Below are 13162 nucleotides of genomic sequence, written 5' to 3'. Positions count from 1 at the left end.
TTCCCATGGCGATCGGCGTCAGCAAGGGTTACCAGTCGGGTTTCGGCAACGAGTTCGCCAGCGAGGCCATTCCCGGCACGCTGCCGGAAGGACAGAACTCGCCGCAACGCGTGGCGCACGGACTGTATGCGGAGCAGCTGTCGGGCACCGCGTTCACCGCGCCGCGTCATAGCAACCGGCGCAGCTGGCTGTACCGGATTCGCCCGGCGGCGGTGCACGAGCCGTTCCAGCCGCTGGCGCATGCCACCTTCCACAATCGTTTCGACGAGGCGCCGGCCACGCCGAACCAGTTGCGCTGGGATCCGCTGCCGCTGCCGGCGCAGCCGACGGATTTCATCGACGGCCTGGTCACCCTGGCCGGCAATGGCGGGCCGGCGGAGCAGGCGGGCATCGGCATCCATCTGTATGCGGCCAATCGCTCGATGCAGGGGCGGTTCTTCCACGACGCCGACGGTGAGCTGCTGATCGTGCCGCAACAGGGTCGGCTGCGGCTGGCCACCGAGCTGGGCGTGATCGAGCTGGAGCCGCAGGAGATCGCGGTGGTTCCGCGTGGCGTGCGCTTCCGCGTGGACCTGCTCGATGGCGAGGCGCGCGGTTACGTCTGCGAGAACTTCGGCGCGCTGCTGCGGCTGCCGGATCTCGGCCCGATCGGCTCCAATTGCCTGGCCAACGCGCGCGACTTCCTCACCCCGGTGGCAGCGTACGAGGACGTCGAGGGCGCGTTCGAACTGGTGGCGAAATTCCAGGGTGCGTTGTGGTCGGCGAAGATCGGCCATTCGCCGCTGGACGTGGTCGGCTGGCACGGCAATTACGCGCCGTACAAGTACGACCTGCGCCGTTTCAACACGATCGGCTCGATCAGCGTCGACCATCCCGATCCGTCGATCTTCACCGTGCTGACCTCGCCCAGCGACACCGCCGGCACGGCAAACGTGGATTTCGCGATCTTCCCGCCGCGCTGGCTGGTCGCGCAGCACACGTTCCGGCCGCCGTGGTTCCACCGCAACGTGGCCAGCGAGTTCATGGGCCTGATCACCGGCGTGTACGACGCCAAGGCCGAGGGCTTCGTGCCCGGCGGCGCCTCGCTGCACAACTGCATGAGCGCGCACGGCCCGGATGCGGCGACGTTCGAGAAGGCTTCGACTGCCGACCTGTCCAAGCCTGACGTCATCACCGCCACCATGGCCTTCATGTTCGAGACGCGCAAGGTGATCCGGCCCACGCAGCAGGCGCTGGACGCGCCGCAGTTGCAGCAGAACTATTACGCCTGCTGGCAGGGCATCGCGAAGCACTTCGCGCCGTGACGGCCATCCATCCACGAAGCACATACAAGGCGACACGATGAAACTCGGATCTCTCAAGGAAGGCGGCCGCGACGGCACGCTGATCGTGGTCAGCCGCGACCTCTCCCGCGCGGTGAAGGCCGACGCCATCGCGCCGACGCTGCAGGCGGCGCTGGACGACTGGTCGAACGCGGCGCCGCGGCTCAATGCGCTGTCCGAAGAGTTGAATGCCGGCCATGCCGCTGGCGCCTTTGCGCTGGACGTCCACGCGCTGGCCTCGCCGCTGCCGCGCGCCTACGAGTTCGTCGACGGCTCGGCCTACCTGCCGCACGTGGAGCGCGTGCGCAAGGCGCGCGGCGCCGAGGTGCCGGCCTCGTTCTACACCGACCCGCTGATGTACCAGGCCACCAGCGCCGGCTTCCTCGGCCCGCGCGATCCGGTGGTGGTGCCCAGCGAGGATTTCGGCATCGACCTGGAAGCGGAAGTGATCGTGGTCACCGACGACGTGCCGATGGCGGCGACGCCGACGCAGGCGTCCGGACACATCCAGCTGGTGGGCCTGGTCAACGACGTCAGCCTGCGCGGACTGATTCCGGGCGAGCTGGCCAAGGGCTTCGGCTTCCTGCAGTCCAAGCCGCGCTCCGCGCTGTCGCCGGTGCTGGTGACGCCGGACGAACTGGGCGACGCCTGGCAGGGTGACAAGCTGCACCTGCCGATGCGCACCTGGCTCAACGGCGCCTGGTTCGGCGAGGCCGAGTGTGGCGTGGACATGCAGTTCTCCTTCGCCGAGCTGGTGGCCCACGTGGCGAAAACGCGTCCGCTCACCGCCGGCACCATCGTCGGCTCCGGCACCATCGCCAACCAGGACACCGGCAAGGGCGCCTCCTGCCTGGCCGAGCAGCGCACCGTGGAAACGCTGCGCGATGGCAAGCCGTCCACGCCGTTCCTCAAGTTCGGCGACCGCCTGAAGATCGACGTCACCGACGCTGCCGGCGCCTCGATCTTCGGCTCCATCGAGCAGCAGGTCGAACCGCTCAAGCGCTGAAAGGCCGGGAATGGGGAATAGGGAATAGGGAATAGGGAATAGGGAATAGGGAATAGGGAATAGGGAATAGAGCATCATGCCCGTCGACACGCCGCGCGAGCCAAGCGCTTCACCGAGGACGGGCGATGCCTGCGTGTGAAGCGTTTCGCCAGCGGGAGCACCTCGGCGTGCGTGTTTCCCCGATTCCCGATTCCCTATTCTCCATTCCCTGCATCAAAGACGCTGCGGCAGGTTGACGCGACTTCCGGCGGGTTGATCCGGATCAAGGCGGACGGGCAGGGGGGTGGACAGACTCGTCCCCATGGCCACTCCCATCGAACCTCCCGACTTCGACCCTGCGCTGATTGCCCGTTACGACGTGGCCGGTCCGCGTTACACCAGCTATCCGACGGCGCCGCAGTTCAAGACCGAATTCGACGAAACCGTGCTGCGCGGCGTGATCCGGGCGTCCAACGAGGAGCCGATCCCGCGCCCGCTCTCGCTGTACGTGCACGTGCCGTTCTGCATGAGCCCGTGCTTCTACTGCGGCTGCAACCGCATCATCACGCGCGACCACAGTCAGGCCGATCGCTACCTCGAACGGCTGTACCGCGAGATCGAGCTGATCGCGCCGTTGTTCGACCGCGACCGTCCGGTGCGCCAGCTGCACTTCGGCGGCGGCACGCCCAACTTCCTCGACATCCGCCAGATGGGCGAACTGCTGGAATCGCTGGCGCGGCATTTCAGCTTCAGCCGCGCGGCGGATCGCGAATTCGGCATCGAGATCGACCCGCGCTTCGCCGACGGTGCCTATGTGCACGGCCTGGGCGAGCTGGGTTTCAACCGCATGTCGGTGGGCATCCAGGATTTCGACCCGGCGGTGCAGGAAGCAGTCAACCGCATCCAGAGTTTCGAGCAAACCCGCGAGGTGCTCGAGGCGGCGCGCAAGTCGTGGTTCCGCTCGACCAGCGTGGATCTGATCTACGGCCTGCCGCTGCAGACCGTCGAGGGCTTCAGCCGCACGCTGGAGCAGGTGGTGTCGCTCGACCCGGATCGCGTGGCCGTCTACGGCTACGCGCACCTGCCGGAGATGTTCAAGGCGCAGCGGCAAATCGCCGCAGCCGACCTGCCCGACGCCGCCACGCGGCTGGCCCTGTTCGGCCGCGCGGTGGCGCAGTTGTCGGCGGCGGGTTACGTCTATGTCGGCATGGACCATTTCGCCAAGGCCACCGACGAACTGGTGCTGGCGCAGCGCGCCGGCACGCTGCAACGCAATTTCCAGGGCTATTCGACCCACGGCCACTGCGACATCGTGGGGCTGGGCGTCAGCGCGATCGGCCGCATCGGCGACAGCTACAGCCAGAACGCGCGCGACCTGATGGGCTATTACGGGGCGCTGGACGCTGGCCGGCTGCCGGTGGCGCGCGGGCTGGAGCTGGATGAGGACGACCTGATCCGGCGCGAGCTGATCGGCGAGCTGATGTGCCACGGGGTGGTCGACAAGCAGCAGTTCGGTGCGCGCCATCGGCTGCTGTTCGACGAATATTTCGTGCGCGCGCGCGAACGCCTCGCGCCGCTGGTGGCCGACGGTTTGGTGGAAGACGACGCGCGCGAGGTGCGGGTGACCTCGCGGGGCCGTCTGCTGTTGCGTATCATCGCCATGTGCTTTGACGCCTATCTCGACGACAAGGCACAGGCGGCGCGCTATTCGCGCGTGATCTGATCCACGCAGCTCCGACCAGGCAACCCGATCGCATCATGGATTCCAAGCACCCGGCAGGGCGCCTGCCCGAGCCGCCCAATCCGATTGCCGACGACGGCGACGAGGCGCACTTCTGCGGTACCTGTGCGTTCTCCAGTGCCTGCATCGCTGCGGGCTACAACAAGCCCGAGCTGGCGCAGTTGCAATGCCTGGTCGAGCACGTCGGGCCGTTCCGTGCCGGCGAGCACATCTTCCGCACCGGCGATCCGTTCCGCGCGATCTTCGCGGTGCGCAGCGGCACGGTGAAAACCCGCATGGTGGACAAGGAGGGCCGCGAGCAGGTGCTGGGTTTCTACCTGCCCGGCGAGGTGATCGGCCTCAACGCGATCTATCCCGAGCACTTCCCCTGCGACGCGGTGGCGCTGGATACCTCGTTCTTCTGCCGTTTCTCCTTCCCCGCGATGAGCGCGCTGGCCTCGCGCATACCGGCAGTGCAGAAGCACCTGTTCCGCCTGTTGAGCAAGGAACTGGGCAGCGCCAGCCTGCTGGCCGGCGACCACAGCGCGGACGAGCGCATGGCGGCGTTCCTGATGGATCTCGCCGGACGCTATGCCGCGCGCGGTTTCTCCGCCACGCGCTTCCACCTCAGCATGTCGCGCGGCGACATCGCCAACTACCTGCGCCTGGCCGCCGAAACGGTGAGCCGCGTGCTGAGCCGCTTCCGCAGCCAGAACCTGATCCGCATCGAGGGTCGCGAACTGGAGCTGCTCAACCCCGATGCCCTGCGCCAGCTCGGCCAGGCGCTGCTGCCGGACTGAGTTCCAAGGTGTTCTGACCAGGCCGTCGTTCCAGCGAGGACTTGGCCATGGTGTCTCTAAGCTGCCGGCACGGCTTCCTCGATCACTCGCGGACGCGCGCGCGAGCGGCGATAGCTGGCGATGATGTCGCCGTAGTGGATCACCCGGCCGATCGTGTAGGTGGTGATGCGGGTGACGTCGCGCACCGGTTTCAGGTGGCTGGGGCGGAACGTGCCGTGGTAGCGCGAGGCGATCGGCACCGAGACGATGCCGAGTTTCTTCTCGCGCGAGGCGGCGATCAGGATGGCGGCCTCGAACACGAAGTTCTCCGCGGCCAGGTCGACCAGTTCCAGTGCCTCGCGCGGATACCAGCGCTGGCCGCTCTGGGTGTCGGCCACCGGTTGGGCGCAGGCCCACGAGATGCCCCAGTCGGCGACCGCGTTGGCCCGGCGACGGCCCTTCGGTTGCTGCGCCTTGTCCAGCAGCCGCGCGCCGATCACGATGTGTTGCGGGTAGCGCGCGGCGGCGGCGACGATGCGCGGGATGTCGCTGGCCAGGTGCTGGCCGTCGCCGTCCATCGTCAGTACCGCGTCGTAGCCCAGGCGCAGCGCCTCGCGGAAGCCCCGGCGCAGCGCCTCGCCCTTGCCGCAGCGTTGTTCGTGGCGCAGCAGGGTTACCGGCAGGCTGGCAGCGATATCCGGCGTGCGATCGTCCGAGCCGTCGTCGATCACGATCACCGGAGCCTCCAGCGCGAGCACGGATTCGATCACTGCGCGGATCGCCGCCTCCTCGTTGAGACAGGGGATCAGGACGCACCAGCGTGCGGTGGATGTATTCACGCGACCTTCTCCATGGCGATCTGCAATCCCAGCGCGGGGGCGGCGGCCAGCCGGCATGATCCCGCATTACTGGCCAGCACGGCGAGCAGGGCGAGGCTGCGGGCCGATGGATTGCCCCGGCACCAACCGGCCAGTGGCTCGGGCAGGGCATCGTCGGGCTGCGGCGGGGCCAGCTGCAGGTCGAGCCGGGCCAGCGTGGCCGCGCCCGCCGCAGGGGCCAGCACCAGCGCGCAGGCGAAAGGCTGGTCGCAGTCGGTGACTTCGGCCAGTGGCCAGCTGCCGGCGCCGTCGCTGCACACCAGCAACACCGCGCGTTGCTCGGTCAGCACCTGGCTGGCCGCTTCGAGCAGGCCGGCACCGAAGCTGGCTGCCTGCGCGGCGATCGCGGTGGACGGCGCGTGGCAGCCGGTGGCGATGGTCCAGTAGCCGACGGCGGCGTTGTGCACCGAGTTGTGGAAGCGGATCGGCGACAGCTCGGCCGGCGCATGGGCGAGCGTGGCGCACATGTAATCGGTGATCGTCTGGTCGCCGTGCGAGGAGGCGAACACGCACGCCAGCGTGGCGGCGTCGCGGCCGCTCATCGCGACCGCCTGTCCGGCCGCCTCGATCGCCAGCAGCACGCTGGCCGGCGCGCGCCGGCGCTCGTTCGGCGGCAGCGTGGCGGCAGTGGGGCGCGCCGGCGGCGGCGCTGGCGTCTGTCCGGCGAGCAGGCTGCGCAATGCGGCGAAGTCGGCCAGCTGCGGCGACCACAGGCCGATGCCTTCGACGTAGACGCGCAAGTCGCTCATGCGACGAACCCCGCGCGGGCGAAGGCCAGGCAGGCATTGTTGCCGCCGAAGCCGAACGAGTTGCTGAGTGCCACGTCGATGCGCTGCTGCTCGTTGTGCCAGGCGAACTGCGCGCCGCAGACCGGGTCGGGCGTGTCGCCGCCGAGGTTGCCGGGCACCAGGTCGTGTTCGATCGCCTGCAGCGCCATGGTCGCCTCGACGATGCCTGCGGCACCCAGCGTGTGGCCGGTGAAACCCTTGGTGGAGCTGGCCCGCGTGGTAGCCGGGAAGGCGCGCGCGACCAGCGCCGCTTCCACTTCGTCGTTCTTCTGGCTGGCGGTGCCGTGCAGGTTGATGTAGCCGACCTGCGCAGGATCGAGCCCGGCGCGCGCCAGCGCGTCGTTCAGTGCCAGCTCCGCACCGAGTCCTTGCGGGTGCGGCGTGGACATGTGGTGCGCGTCGCTGGATTCGCCGTAGCCCAGCAGGCGGGGTGCATCGGGTGCGGTGTCGATGCGCTCCAGCAGCGCGAAGCCGGCGGCCTCGCCGATCGAGATGCCGTTGCGCGCCGCGTCGAACGGCCGGCACGGCTCGGGCGAGACCAGTTCCAGCGCGTTGAAACCGAACAGCACGCTGTCGCACAAGGTGTCCACGCCGCCGACCACGGCCGCGTCGATCAGGCCCAGCCGCAGCATCCGCTCGGCGCTGGCGAACACCTTGGCGCTGGACGAGCAGGCGGTGGAGACGGTCAGGCACGGCCCTTCCAGTGCCAGCGCCGCGGCCACGAAGGCGGCCAGCGAATGCGGCGCGTGGATCGCCGGGCGCAGCATGTCGTCGGGAAAACCGCCGTCGGCGTCGAGCCGCCGATACGCCTCCTCGGTGGCGCCGATGCTGGCGGTGGAGGTGCCCAGCAGCAAGGCGACGCGGCCGGCGCCGTAGCGCGCGCGCGCGGCGCGCACGCGGTCGAGGAAGCCGTCCTGATTCAGGCCGAGCCAGGCCAGCCGGTTGTTGCGGCAATCCCATGACGCGAGCGCGGCGGGCAGCGCGGCGGTTTCCAGGCCATCGACGCGGCCGATCCAGCATGTCAGCGGCGCACTGCTGAAATCGTTCGGACGCAGGCCGCTGCGCTCGCCGCGCAACGCGTCGAGCTGGGCGTCGAGCCCGTGGCCGAGTGCCGACGTGGCGGTGTGCGCGGTGACCGCGAGAGGTGTCATCACATGAGGCATCGCGAAAGCCTAGCGGTCGCCCTGCAGCTTGCCTAGCCTGCGACCATCGGCGGAGTCCGATCGTGGCCAGCACGGCATGAAGATGCCGCGAACGTCGTACACCGTTAAGCTGTCGCGTCTCCCGCACCGACGATGCCTTGGCGTGTCCGCCCCGCGAAAACCCTCGAAATACCTGCGCGACGCCGACGTGCTGCATGCGGCAGTGGTCACCGGGCTGGTCGTGGTGCTCAGTGCCGGCCTGGTCTGGCTCGGCTATCTGGTCCATGTATGGCGCATCGCCACGCGCAGCCCGCTGTCGCCGCCGCGACGGATGACCGTGCTGGTGTTCGGCCGCCGGCTGGAACATGACGCGCCCGGCCATGATTACCGGCAGCGCCTGCAGCGCGCGCTGGTCCTGGCACGGCAGCAACAGACCGATCATCTGCTGCTGCTCGGCGGTTGCAGCGGCAGCGAGCTGAGCGAGGCCGCTGCCGGCGAGGCCTGGTTGCGCCAGCACGAGCTGACCGGCGACGTGCGCGTGGAGCTCGAACAGGATTCGATCGACTCGCTGGAGAACCTGCGCCATGCGCGCCGGCTGCTGCTGGAACGAGGCCACCTGCCGCCGGTGGCGCTGGTGACCAGCCGCTACCACCTTGCGCGCTGTCTGCTGCTGGCGCAGCGGCTCGGCTTCGACAGCATTGCCGTGGCGGCGGAACCGACGCTGCCGCGGCATGCGCGCTACCTCGGCCGGCTCGTGCTGGAAGCGGGCTACCTGATGTGGATCGACATCGGCATGCGCTGGGCGCGGTTGATCGGGCACGCGCGCATGGCCGCACGCATCAGTTGAATTGTGCCGGATCAGGCCGGCGCGGCGCTGCACCGCAGCCGGTCGCGCACGGCTGCTTGCTAAGCTTGGCGCCATCGAATCTTTCGGGCCAGACGATGAGTGCACAAGCCGACCTTGCCGAAACCTTCCTGCGCGAACTGCAGGACCGCATCTGCGCGGCGATCGAGCAGGCCGACGGCGGCGCACGCTTCGTCGAGGATGCGTGGACCCGCGCGGCGGGCGGTGGCGGGCGCACCCGCGTGCTGCGCGATGGCGCGGTGTTCGAGCAGGCCGGGGTGAATTTCTCGCGCGTGCATGGGCATCAGCTGCCACCCAGCGCCACCGCGCACCGGCCCGAGCTGGCCGGCGGCAGCTTCATCGCCACCGGCGTGTCGCTGGTGCTGCATCCGAAGAACCCGCACGTGCCGACCACGCATGCCAACGTGCGCTACTTCGAGGCCAGCAAGGAAGGCGTGGAGCCGGTGTGGTGGTTCGGCGGCGGCTTCGACCTCACCCCGTTCTACCCGGTGGACGAGGACGTGCGCCACTGGCATACCGTGGCGCGCGACCTGTGCGAACCGTATGGCCCGGACGTGTATCCGCGCTACAAGCAATGGTGCGACGAGTACTTCTACCTGAAGCACCGCGACGAAACGCGCGGCGTGGGCGGGCTGTTCTACGACGACATGAACGAGGGCGGCTTCGAGCGCTGCTTCGCGTTCACCCGTGACGTCGGCCAGGGTTTCCTCGATGCCTATCTGCCGATTGTCGAACGGCGCAAGGCCACGCCGTACGGCGAGCGCGAGCGCGAGTTCCAGCTGTACCGGCGCGGTCGCTACGTGGAGTTCAACCTGGTCTACGACCGCGGCACCTTGTTCGGCCTGCAGTCCGGCGGCCGCACCGAATCGATCCTGATGAGCCTGCCGCCGCGCGTGCGCTTCGAGTATGCGTACCAGCCGGAAGCCGGCTCCGCCGAGGCGAAGCTCGCCGACTACCTGAAGCCGCGCGACTGGGTCTGACGCAGCCGCGCGTAGGGCGGGCACCGCCCGCCGATGCCCGTTAGCATGTCGCGACCGCGGCGGGCATTGCCCGCCCTACGATCTGACCTACGGAGTGGCCCCGCTGAATTTCTCCACTGTTGCCCCCTTCACCGGGCCGATCGTGGCGCTGTCGCTGACTTTCAGTTCCACCTCGCGGCGGAACTCCAGCGTGCCCTGCACCACGGCGTGCGGGCCGATCACCACCACCGGCTTGCGGCTGTTGAAGTTGAACCAGCCGTTCTGCTTGTCGATCAGGATGCCGCCTTCGACGCGCGAGTTTTCGCCCACGCTGATGTCGCCGCTGACCGTGGCCAGACCGCCGGCGACGTGGGCGGCATCCAGCACGATGGCGCCGTTGACGTTGCCCAGCTTGCCGCCGACCTCGGCGCCGCGCGCCAGGCGGATGCTGCCGTTGACCGCGCTCACGTCACCACTGACCTTGCTGGCTTCGCCCAGCGTGATCGAGCCGTTGACGGTGTCCACCGCGGTGGCCTGGGCGCGGTCGCCGAGCTCCACCGCGCCGTTGACCGTGCCGGCCTTGCGCACGGTGGCGCCATCGCCGACATGGACCGCGCCGTTGACCGAGCTGACGTCGCCGGCCTGTTGGCCCGCCTCGACGCGTACCGCGCCGTTGACCTTGTCGATGTCGCCGTCGCGGGCCACTGCCAGGGCAGGCAGCAAGGCGAACGTGCACAGGAGAAGAATGGTCGAGATGCGATGCATGGCAGGCTCCGTGGTCGGTGGGAGTCTCTAGGATGCCGCCGCCGCGGCAAAGGTTTGCCATGACCTGTGGCAGGGTGCGGATTTGACGCTGCCGGAGCCGCACTGCACCATTCGCGGTTCATCCCGTTTGCTGAGCGCACCCATGCACAAGCTCGTCCTGATCCGCCACGGCCAATCGCAGTGGAACCTCGACAACCGCTTCAGCGGCTGGGCCGACGTCGACCTCACCGAGCAGGGCAGGGCGGAGGCGCGCGAAGCGGGCCGCCTGCTGACCGAAGGCGGCTACAGCTTCGACGTGGCGCACACCTCGGTGCTCAAGCGGGCCGTGCGCACGCTGTGGGGCGTGCAGGACGAGATGGGCCTGATGTGGCTGCCGGTGGTCACCGACTGGCGCCTCAACGAGCGTCACTACGGCGGCCTCACCGGCCTGAACAAGGCCGAGACCGCGGCGAAGTACGGCGAGGAGCAGGTGAAGATCTGGCGGCGCAGCTACGACGTGCCGCCGCCGCCGCTGGAGCGCGCCGCGAACGAGTCGGTGCACGATCCGCGTTACGCGAAGCTCGACCCGAAGGACATCCCCGATACCGAGTGCCTGAAGGACACCGTGGCGCGCGTGCTGCCGTACTGGCACCAGGTGCTGGCGCCGGCGATCAAGGCGGGCCAGCGCGTGCTGGTCGCCGCGCACGGCAACTCGCTGCGCGCGCTGGTGAAATATCTGGACGGCATCTCCGACGAGGCGATCGTCGAGCTCAACATCCCCAACGGCGTGCCGCTGGTGTATGAATTCGACGACGAACTGAAGCCGTTGCGCCATTACTACCTGGGCGACGCCGAGGCGATCGCGGCGAAGATGGCCGCGGTGGCCAACCAGGGCAAGGCGAAGTAGCCGGGATTCGGGCTTCGCCAGGAGCAAAATCGCCGGCAGCCGGTGCGGGTGCCTTCCCGAACCCCGGCCCCCAGTCCCTCATCCACCGGACCACGCCATGCCCGCCCATCTGACCAGTTATCTGATCATGCTGCCGCTGCTGGCCTGGATCGTGTGGCGGCGGGTCAGCCGGCAGTTCGGTCGCCAGCCGATCCGGCGCAAGCGGATGATCGCCCGCATCGTGATCTTCGCGGTCATCGGTGGCCTGCTGGCGCTGAGCGGTTTCCATCATCTGGCGTTGGCCGAAGGGTTGCTCGGCGGGGTGCTGATCGGCGCCGCGATCGGTCTGTTCGGCTTGCGGCTGACCCGCTTCGAGGTCGATCCGGCCAAGGGCGACTGCTACGTGCCCAATCCGTGGATCGGCGCCCTGCTCACCGTGCTGCTGCTCGGGCGCCTGGCCTGGCGGCTGATGGTGGTGTGGCCGCAGCTGCAGCACGCGCAGGCGGCGGCAGACGCGGGCACGTCGATGCAGCCGATGGGCTACGCGTCCAGCCCGCTGACCATGCTGGTGATCGGCCTGCTGGTCGGTTACTACATCGCCTATTACAGCGGCGTGCTGGTGCACCATCGGCGCTTCCTGCGCGCGCATCCTGCGGCGGCGGCCGCGCACGTCGAGTGATCCGGGGCGGCCCGGCGCTTCACGGCCCCGCGGCTCCCAGATAGTCCAGGCTTGCCTGCAGCATCGACTGCATGCCGACCTTCAGGGCGCCCTCGTCAAGGAAGAACTTCGGCGAATGGTTGGCCGGCGCGGTCGCGGCATCCTGGCCTTTCGGCGTGGCGCCGACGAAGAAATACACGCTGGGGACCGCCTCGGCGAACAGCGCGAAATCCTCCGACGCCATCCACGGTTTCGCCTCGCGCACCTGCGCTGCGCCGTTGATGCGCACCAGGCTGGCGCGCACGTCTGCGGCCAGCTTGTCGTCATTCACCAGCACCGGGTTGCTGAGCAGGGGAATCTGCTCGTCCACCGTGGCGCCATGCGCGGCGGCGACGTTTTCGGCGATGCGCTTGAGGCCGTCCAGCGCCTGCTTCCGCATGGCGGGGTCGAAGGTGCGCAGCGTGCCTTGCAACTCCACCTGGTCGGGCACGATGTTGTAGCGCGCGCCGCCATCGACGATGCCGAAACTGAGCACCGCCGGAAGCTTGCTGATGTCGAGCTGGCGGCTGACGATGGTCTGCGACGCGCTGATGATCTCCGCCGCGGTGACGATCGGATCGATTCCGTTCCACGGCATGGCACCGTGGGTCTGGCGCCCGTGCACGACCAGCTTGAACCAGTCCGAGCCGGCCATGGTCGGCCCCGGCCGCACCGAGACGGTGCCCACGTTGAGCGAGCTGACCACGTGCATGCCGAACATCGCATCCGGCTTGTAGTCGCGGAACATGCCTTCCTTCAGCATCAGCTCGGCGCCACCCTCCTCGCCGGCCGGTGCGCCTTCCTCCGCCGGCTGGAACACGAACAGCACCGAGCCGTGCAGTTGCCTTTTCATGCCGGCAAGCGCCTGCGCGATGCCCAGCAGCATCGCCGTGTGCGCGTCATGGCCGCAGGCGTGCATCACGCCGGTCTCCTTGCCGCGGTACTCGCCCTTCGCCTTCGAGGCGAAGGGCAGGTCGACCTCTTCGGTCACCGGCAGCGCATCCATGTCCGCGCGCAGCGCCAGGCGCGGCCCGGGCAAATCCCCCTTCAACAGCGCGACCACGCCGGTGTGGGCGATCCCCGCATGCACTTCCAATCCCAGCTTCTTCAACTCCCTGGCCACGAGCGCCGAGGTGCGCACCTCGCGGTTGCTCAGTTCCGGGTGCTGGTGGATATCGCGCCGCCACGCGGTGACCTGCGGCAGCTCCTGCTGCACCATGGCCTCTACCTGACGGGTCGGCGTCTGGCGGGTATCGGCGGCGTGCAGCGGCGAGGCGACCAGGGCGGCAAGCGCCAGGGCGAAGGCGGTGCGATGCATGGCTGTCTCCATGGCGGGGGTCGCTCGATGCTAGCGCCTGGACAGGCTGGTGCCTACGTGATGGCCGGCCTCTGCGCCG

At 68.8% G+C, this 13162-nt stretch carries 13 protein-coding genes; 8 read left to right on the top strand and 5 right to left on the bottom strand.

Going from position 1 to position 13162, the window contains the following annotated elements; translation table 11 throughout:
* The first annotated feature begins 5 nt into the window (after positions 1-5).
* The 4 genes from hmgA to ACVCMC_RS11125 all read left to right on the top strand — a co-directional run bounded on the left by hmgA (position 6) and on the right by ACVCMC_RS11125 (position 4827).
* Positions 6-1304, top strand: coding sequence for a homogentisate 1,2-dioxygenase (gene hmgA / locus ACVCMC_RS11140; RefSeq protein WP_447097336.1), 1299 nt, complete (start codon positions 6-8; stop codon positions 1302-1304).
* 37 nt (positions 1305-1341) lie between these two features.
* Positions 1342-2328, top strand: a complete 987-nt coding sequence (locus tag ACVCMC_RS11135) for a fumarylacetoacetate hydrolase family protein (RefSeq protein WP_447097335.1) — start codon at positions 1342-1344, stop codon at positions 2326-2328.
* A 301-nt stretch (positions 2329-2629) separates the two neighbouring features.
* Positions 2630-4030 carry an oxygen-independent coproporphyrinogen III oxidase gene (hemN, locus tag ACVCMC_RS11130; RefSeq protein ID WP_395116267.1) on the top strand — a complete coding sequence of 467 codons (1401 nt, stop codon included), beginning with the start codon at positions 2630-2632 and terminating at the stop codon, positions 4028-4030.
* 35 nt (positions 4031-4065) lie between these two features.
* Positions 4066-4827: a helix-turn-helix domain-containing protein gene (locus ACVCMC_RS11125; protein WP_395116269.1), complete on the top strand. Its 762-nt coding sequence runs from the start codon at positions 4066-4068 to the stop codon at positions 4825-4827.
* A gap of 56 nt (positions 4828-4883) precedes the next feature.
* On the opposite strand, the gene ACVCMC_RS11120 is transcribed toward ACVCMC_RS11125, so the two are convergent.
* The 3 genes from ACVCMC_RS11120 to ACVCMC_RS11110 are packed head-to-tail and all read right to left on the bottom strand — an operon-like array spanning position 4884 to position 7623.
* Positions 4884-5645, bottom strand: coding sequence for a glycosyltransferase family 2 protein (locus ACVCMC_RS11120; RefSeq protein ID WP_395116271.1), 762 nt, complete (start codon positions 5643-5645; stop codon positions 4884-4886).
* Entirely contained in the window at positions 5642-6433 is a 792-nt protein-coding gene (locus ACVCMC_RS11115) for a beta-ketoacyl synthase chain length factor (protein WP_447097334.1), read from the bottom strand. Before ACVCMC_RS11115 ends, ACVCMC_RS11120 begins: the two co-directional genes overlap by 4 nt.
* On the bottom strand, positions 6430-7623 hold the full coding sequence (locus tag ACVCMC_RS11110; RefSeq protein ID WP_395116275.1) for a beta-ketoacyl-[acyl-carrier-protein] synthase family protein: 1194 nt from the start codon (positions 7621-7623) through the stop codon (positions 6430-6432). The genes ACVCMC_RS11115 and ACVCMC_RS11110 overlap by 4 nt, the downstream gene beginning before the upstream one ends.
* 154 nt (positions 7624-7777) lie before the next feature.
* Between ACVCMC_RS11110 and ACVCMC_RS11105 the strand changes: the two genes are divergently transcribed.
* Both ACVCMC_RS11105 and hemF read left to right on the top strand, forming a co-directional pair.
* Positions 7778-8461: a YdcF family protein gene (locus tag ACVCMC_RS11105; protein WP_395116277.1), complete on the top strand. Its 684-nt coding sequence runs from the start codon at positions 7778-7780 to the stop codon at positions 8459-8461.
* A gap of 95 nt (positions 8462-8556) precedes the next feature.
* On the top strand, positions 8557-9459 hold the full coding sequence (gene hemF / locus ACVCMC_RS11100) for an oxygen-dependent coproporphyrinogen oxidase (RefSeq protein ID WP_395116279.1): 903 nt from the start codon (positions 8557-8559) through the stop codon (positions 9457-9459).
* An 87-nt stretch (positions 9460-9546) separates the two neighbouring features.
* Here the strand turns inward: hemF and ACVCMC_RS11095 are convergent, their stop codons facing one another.
* The gene (locus ACVCMC_RS11095) at positions 9547-10203 is read right to left on the bottom strand and encodes a hypothetical protein (protein WP_447097333.1); all 657 of its coding nucleotides are present in this window, start codon (positions 10201-10203) and stop codon (positions 9547-9549) included.
* Between the two features lie 142 nt (positions 10204-10345).
* Between ACVCMC_RS11095 and gpmA the strand changes: the two genes are divergently transcribed.
* Positions 10346-11089 (top strand): 2,3-diphosphoglycerate-dependent phosphoglycerate mutase, encoded by a 744-nt coding sequence (gene gpmA, locus ACVCMC_RS11090; protein ID WP_395116283.1) that lies wholly within the window; start codon positions 10346-10348, stop codon positions 11087-11089.
* 97 nt (positions 11090-11186) lie between these two features.
* Positions 11187-11747, top strand: a complete 561-nt coding sequence (locus ACVCMC_RS11085) for a DUF1453 domain-containing protein (RefSeq protein ID WP_447097332.1) — start codon at positions 11187-11189, stop codon at positions 11745-11747.
* A gap of 19 nt (positions 11748-11766) precedes the next feature.
* On the opposite strand, the gene ACVCMC_RS11080 is transcribed toward ACVCMC_RS11085, so the two are convergent.
* Entirely contained in the window at positions 11767-13083 is a 1317-nt protein-coding gene (locus ACVCMC_RS11080; RefSeq protein WP_447097331.1) for an amidohydrolase, read from the bottom strand.
* Positions 13084-13162: the final 79 nt, after the last annotated feature.

Source organism: Rhodanobacter sp. UC4452_H20, assembly GCF_052978205.1.
This window is presented reverse-complemented; position numbering and strand designations above follow the sequence as displayed.

Excerpts from the sequence above, each read along its gene's own strand:
- ACVCMC_RS11085 (WP_447097332.1), top strand. The coding sequence starts at position 11,187 with ATGCCCGCCCATCTGACCAGTTATCTGATCATGCTGCCGCTGCTGGCC.
- ACVCMC_RS11110 (WP_395116275.1), bottom strand. The coding sequence starts at position 7,623 with ATGACACCTCTCGCGGTCACCGCGCACACCGCCACGTCGGCACTCGGC.
- ACVCMC_RS11115 (WP_447097334.1), bottom strand. The coding sequence starts at position 6,433 with ATGAGCGACTTGCGCGTCTACGTCGAAGGCATCGGCCTGTGGTCGCCG.
- ACVCMC_RS11125 (WP_395116269.1), top strand. The coding sequence starts at position 4,066 with ATGGATTCCAAGCACCCGGCAGGGCGCCTGCCCGAGCCGCCCAATCCG.
- ACVCMC_RS11095 (WP_447097333.1), bottom strand. The coding sequence starts at position 10,203 with ATGCATCGCATCTCGACCATTCTTCTCCTGTGCACGTTCGCCTTGCTG.
- hemN (WP_395116267.1), top strand. The coding sequence starts at position 2,630 with ATGGCCACTCCCATCGAACCTCCCGACTTCGACCCTGCGCTGATTGCC.
- hmgA (WP_447097336.1), top strand. The coding sequence starts at position 6 with ATGGCGATCGGCGTCAGCAAGGGTTACCAGTCGGGTTTCGGCAACGAG.
- ACVCMC_RS11080 (WP_447097331.1), bottom strand. The coding sequence starts at position 13,083 with ATGCATCGCACCGCCTTCGCCCTGGCGCTTGCCGCCCTGGTCGCCTCG.
- hemF (WP_395116279.1), top strand. The coding sequence starts at position 8,557 with ATGAGTGCACAAGCCGACCTTGCCGAAACCTTCCTGCGCGAACTGCAG.
- gpmA (WP_395116283.1), top strand. The coding sequence starts at position 10,346 with ATGCACAAGCTCGTCCTGATCCGCCACGGCCAATCGCAGTGGAACCTC.
- ACVCMC_RS11135 (WP_447097335.1), top strand. The coding sequence starts at position 1,342 with ATGAAACTCGGATCTCTCAAGGAAGGCGGCCGCGACGGCACGCTGATC.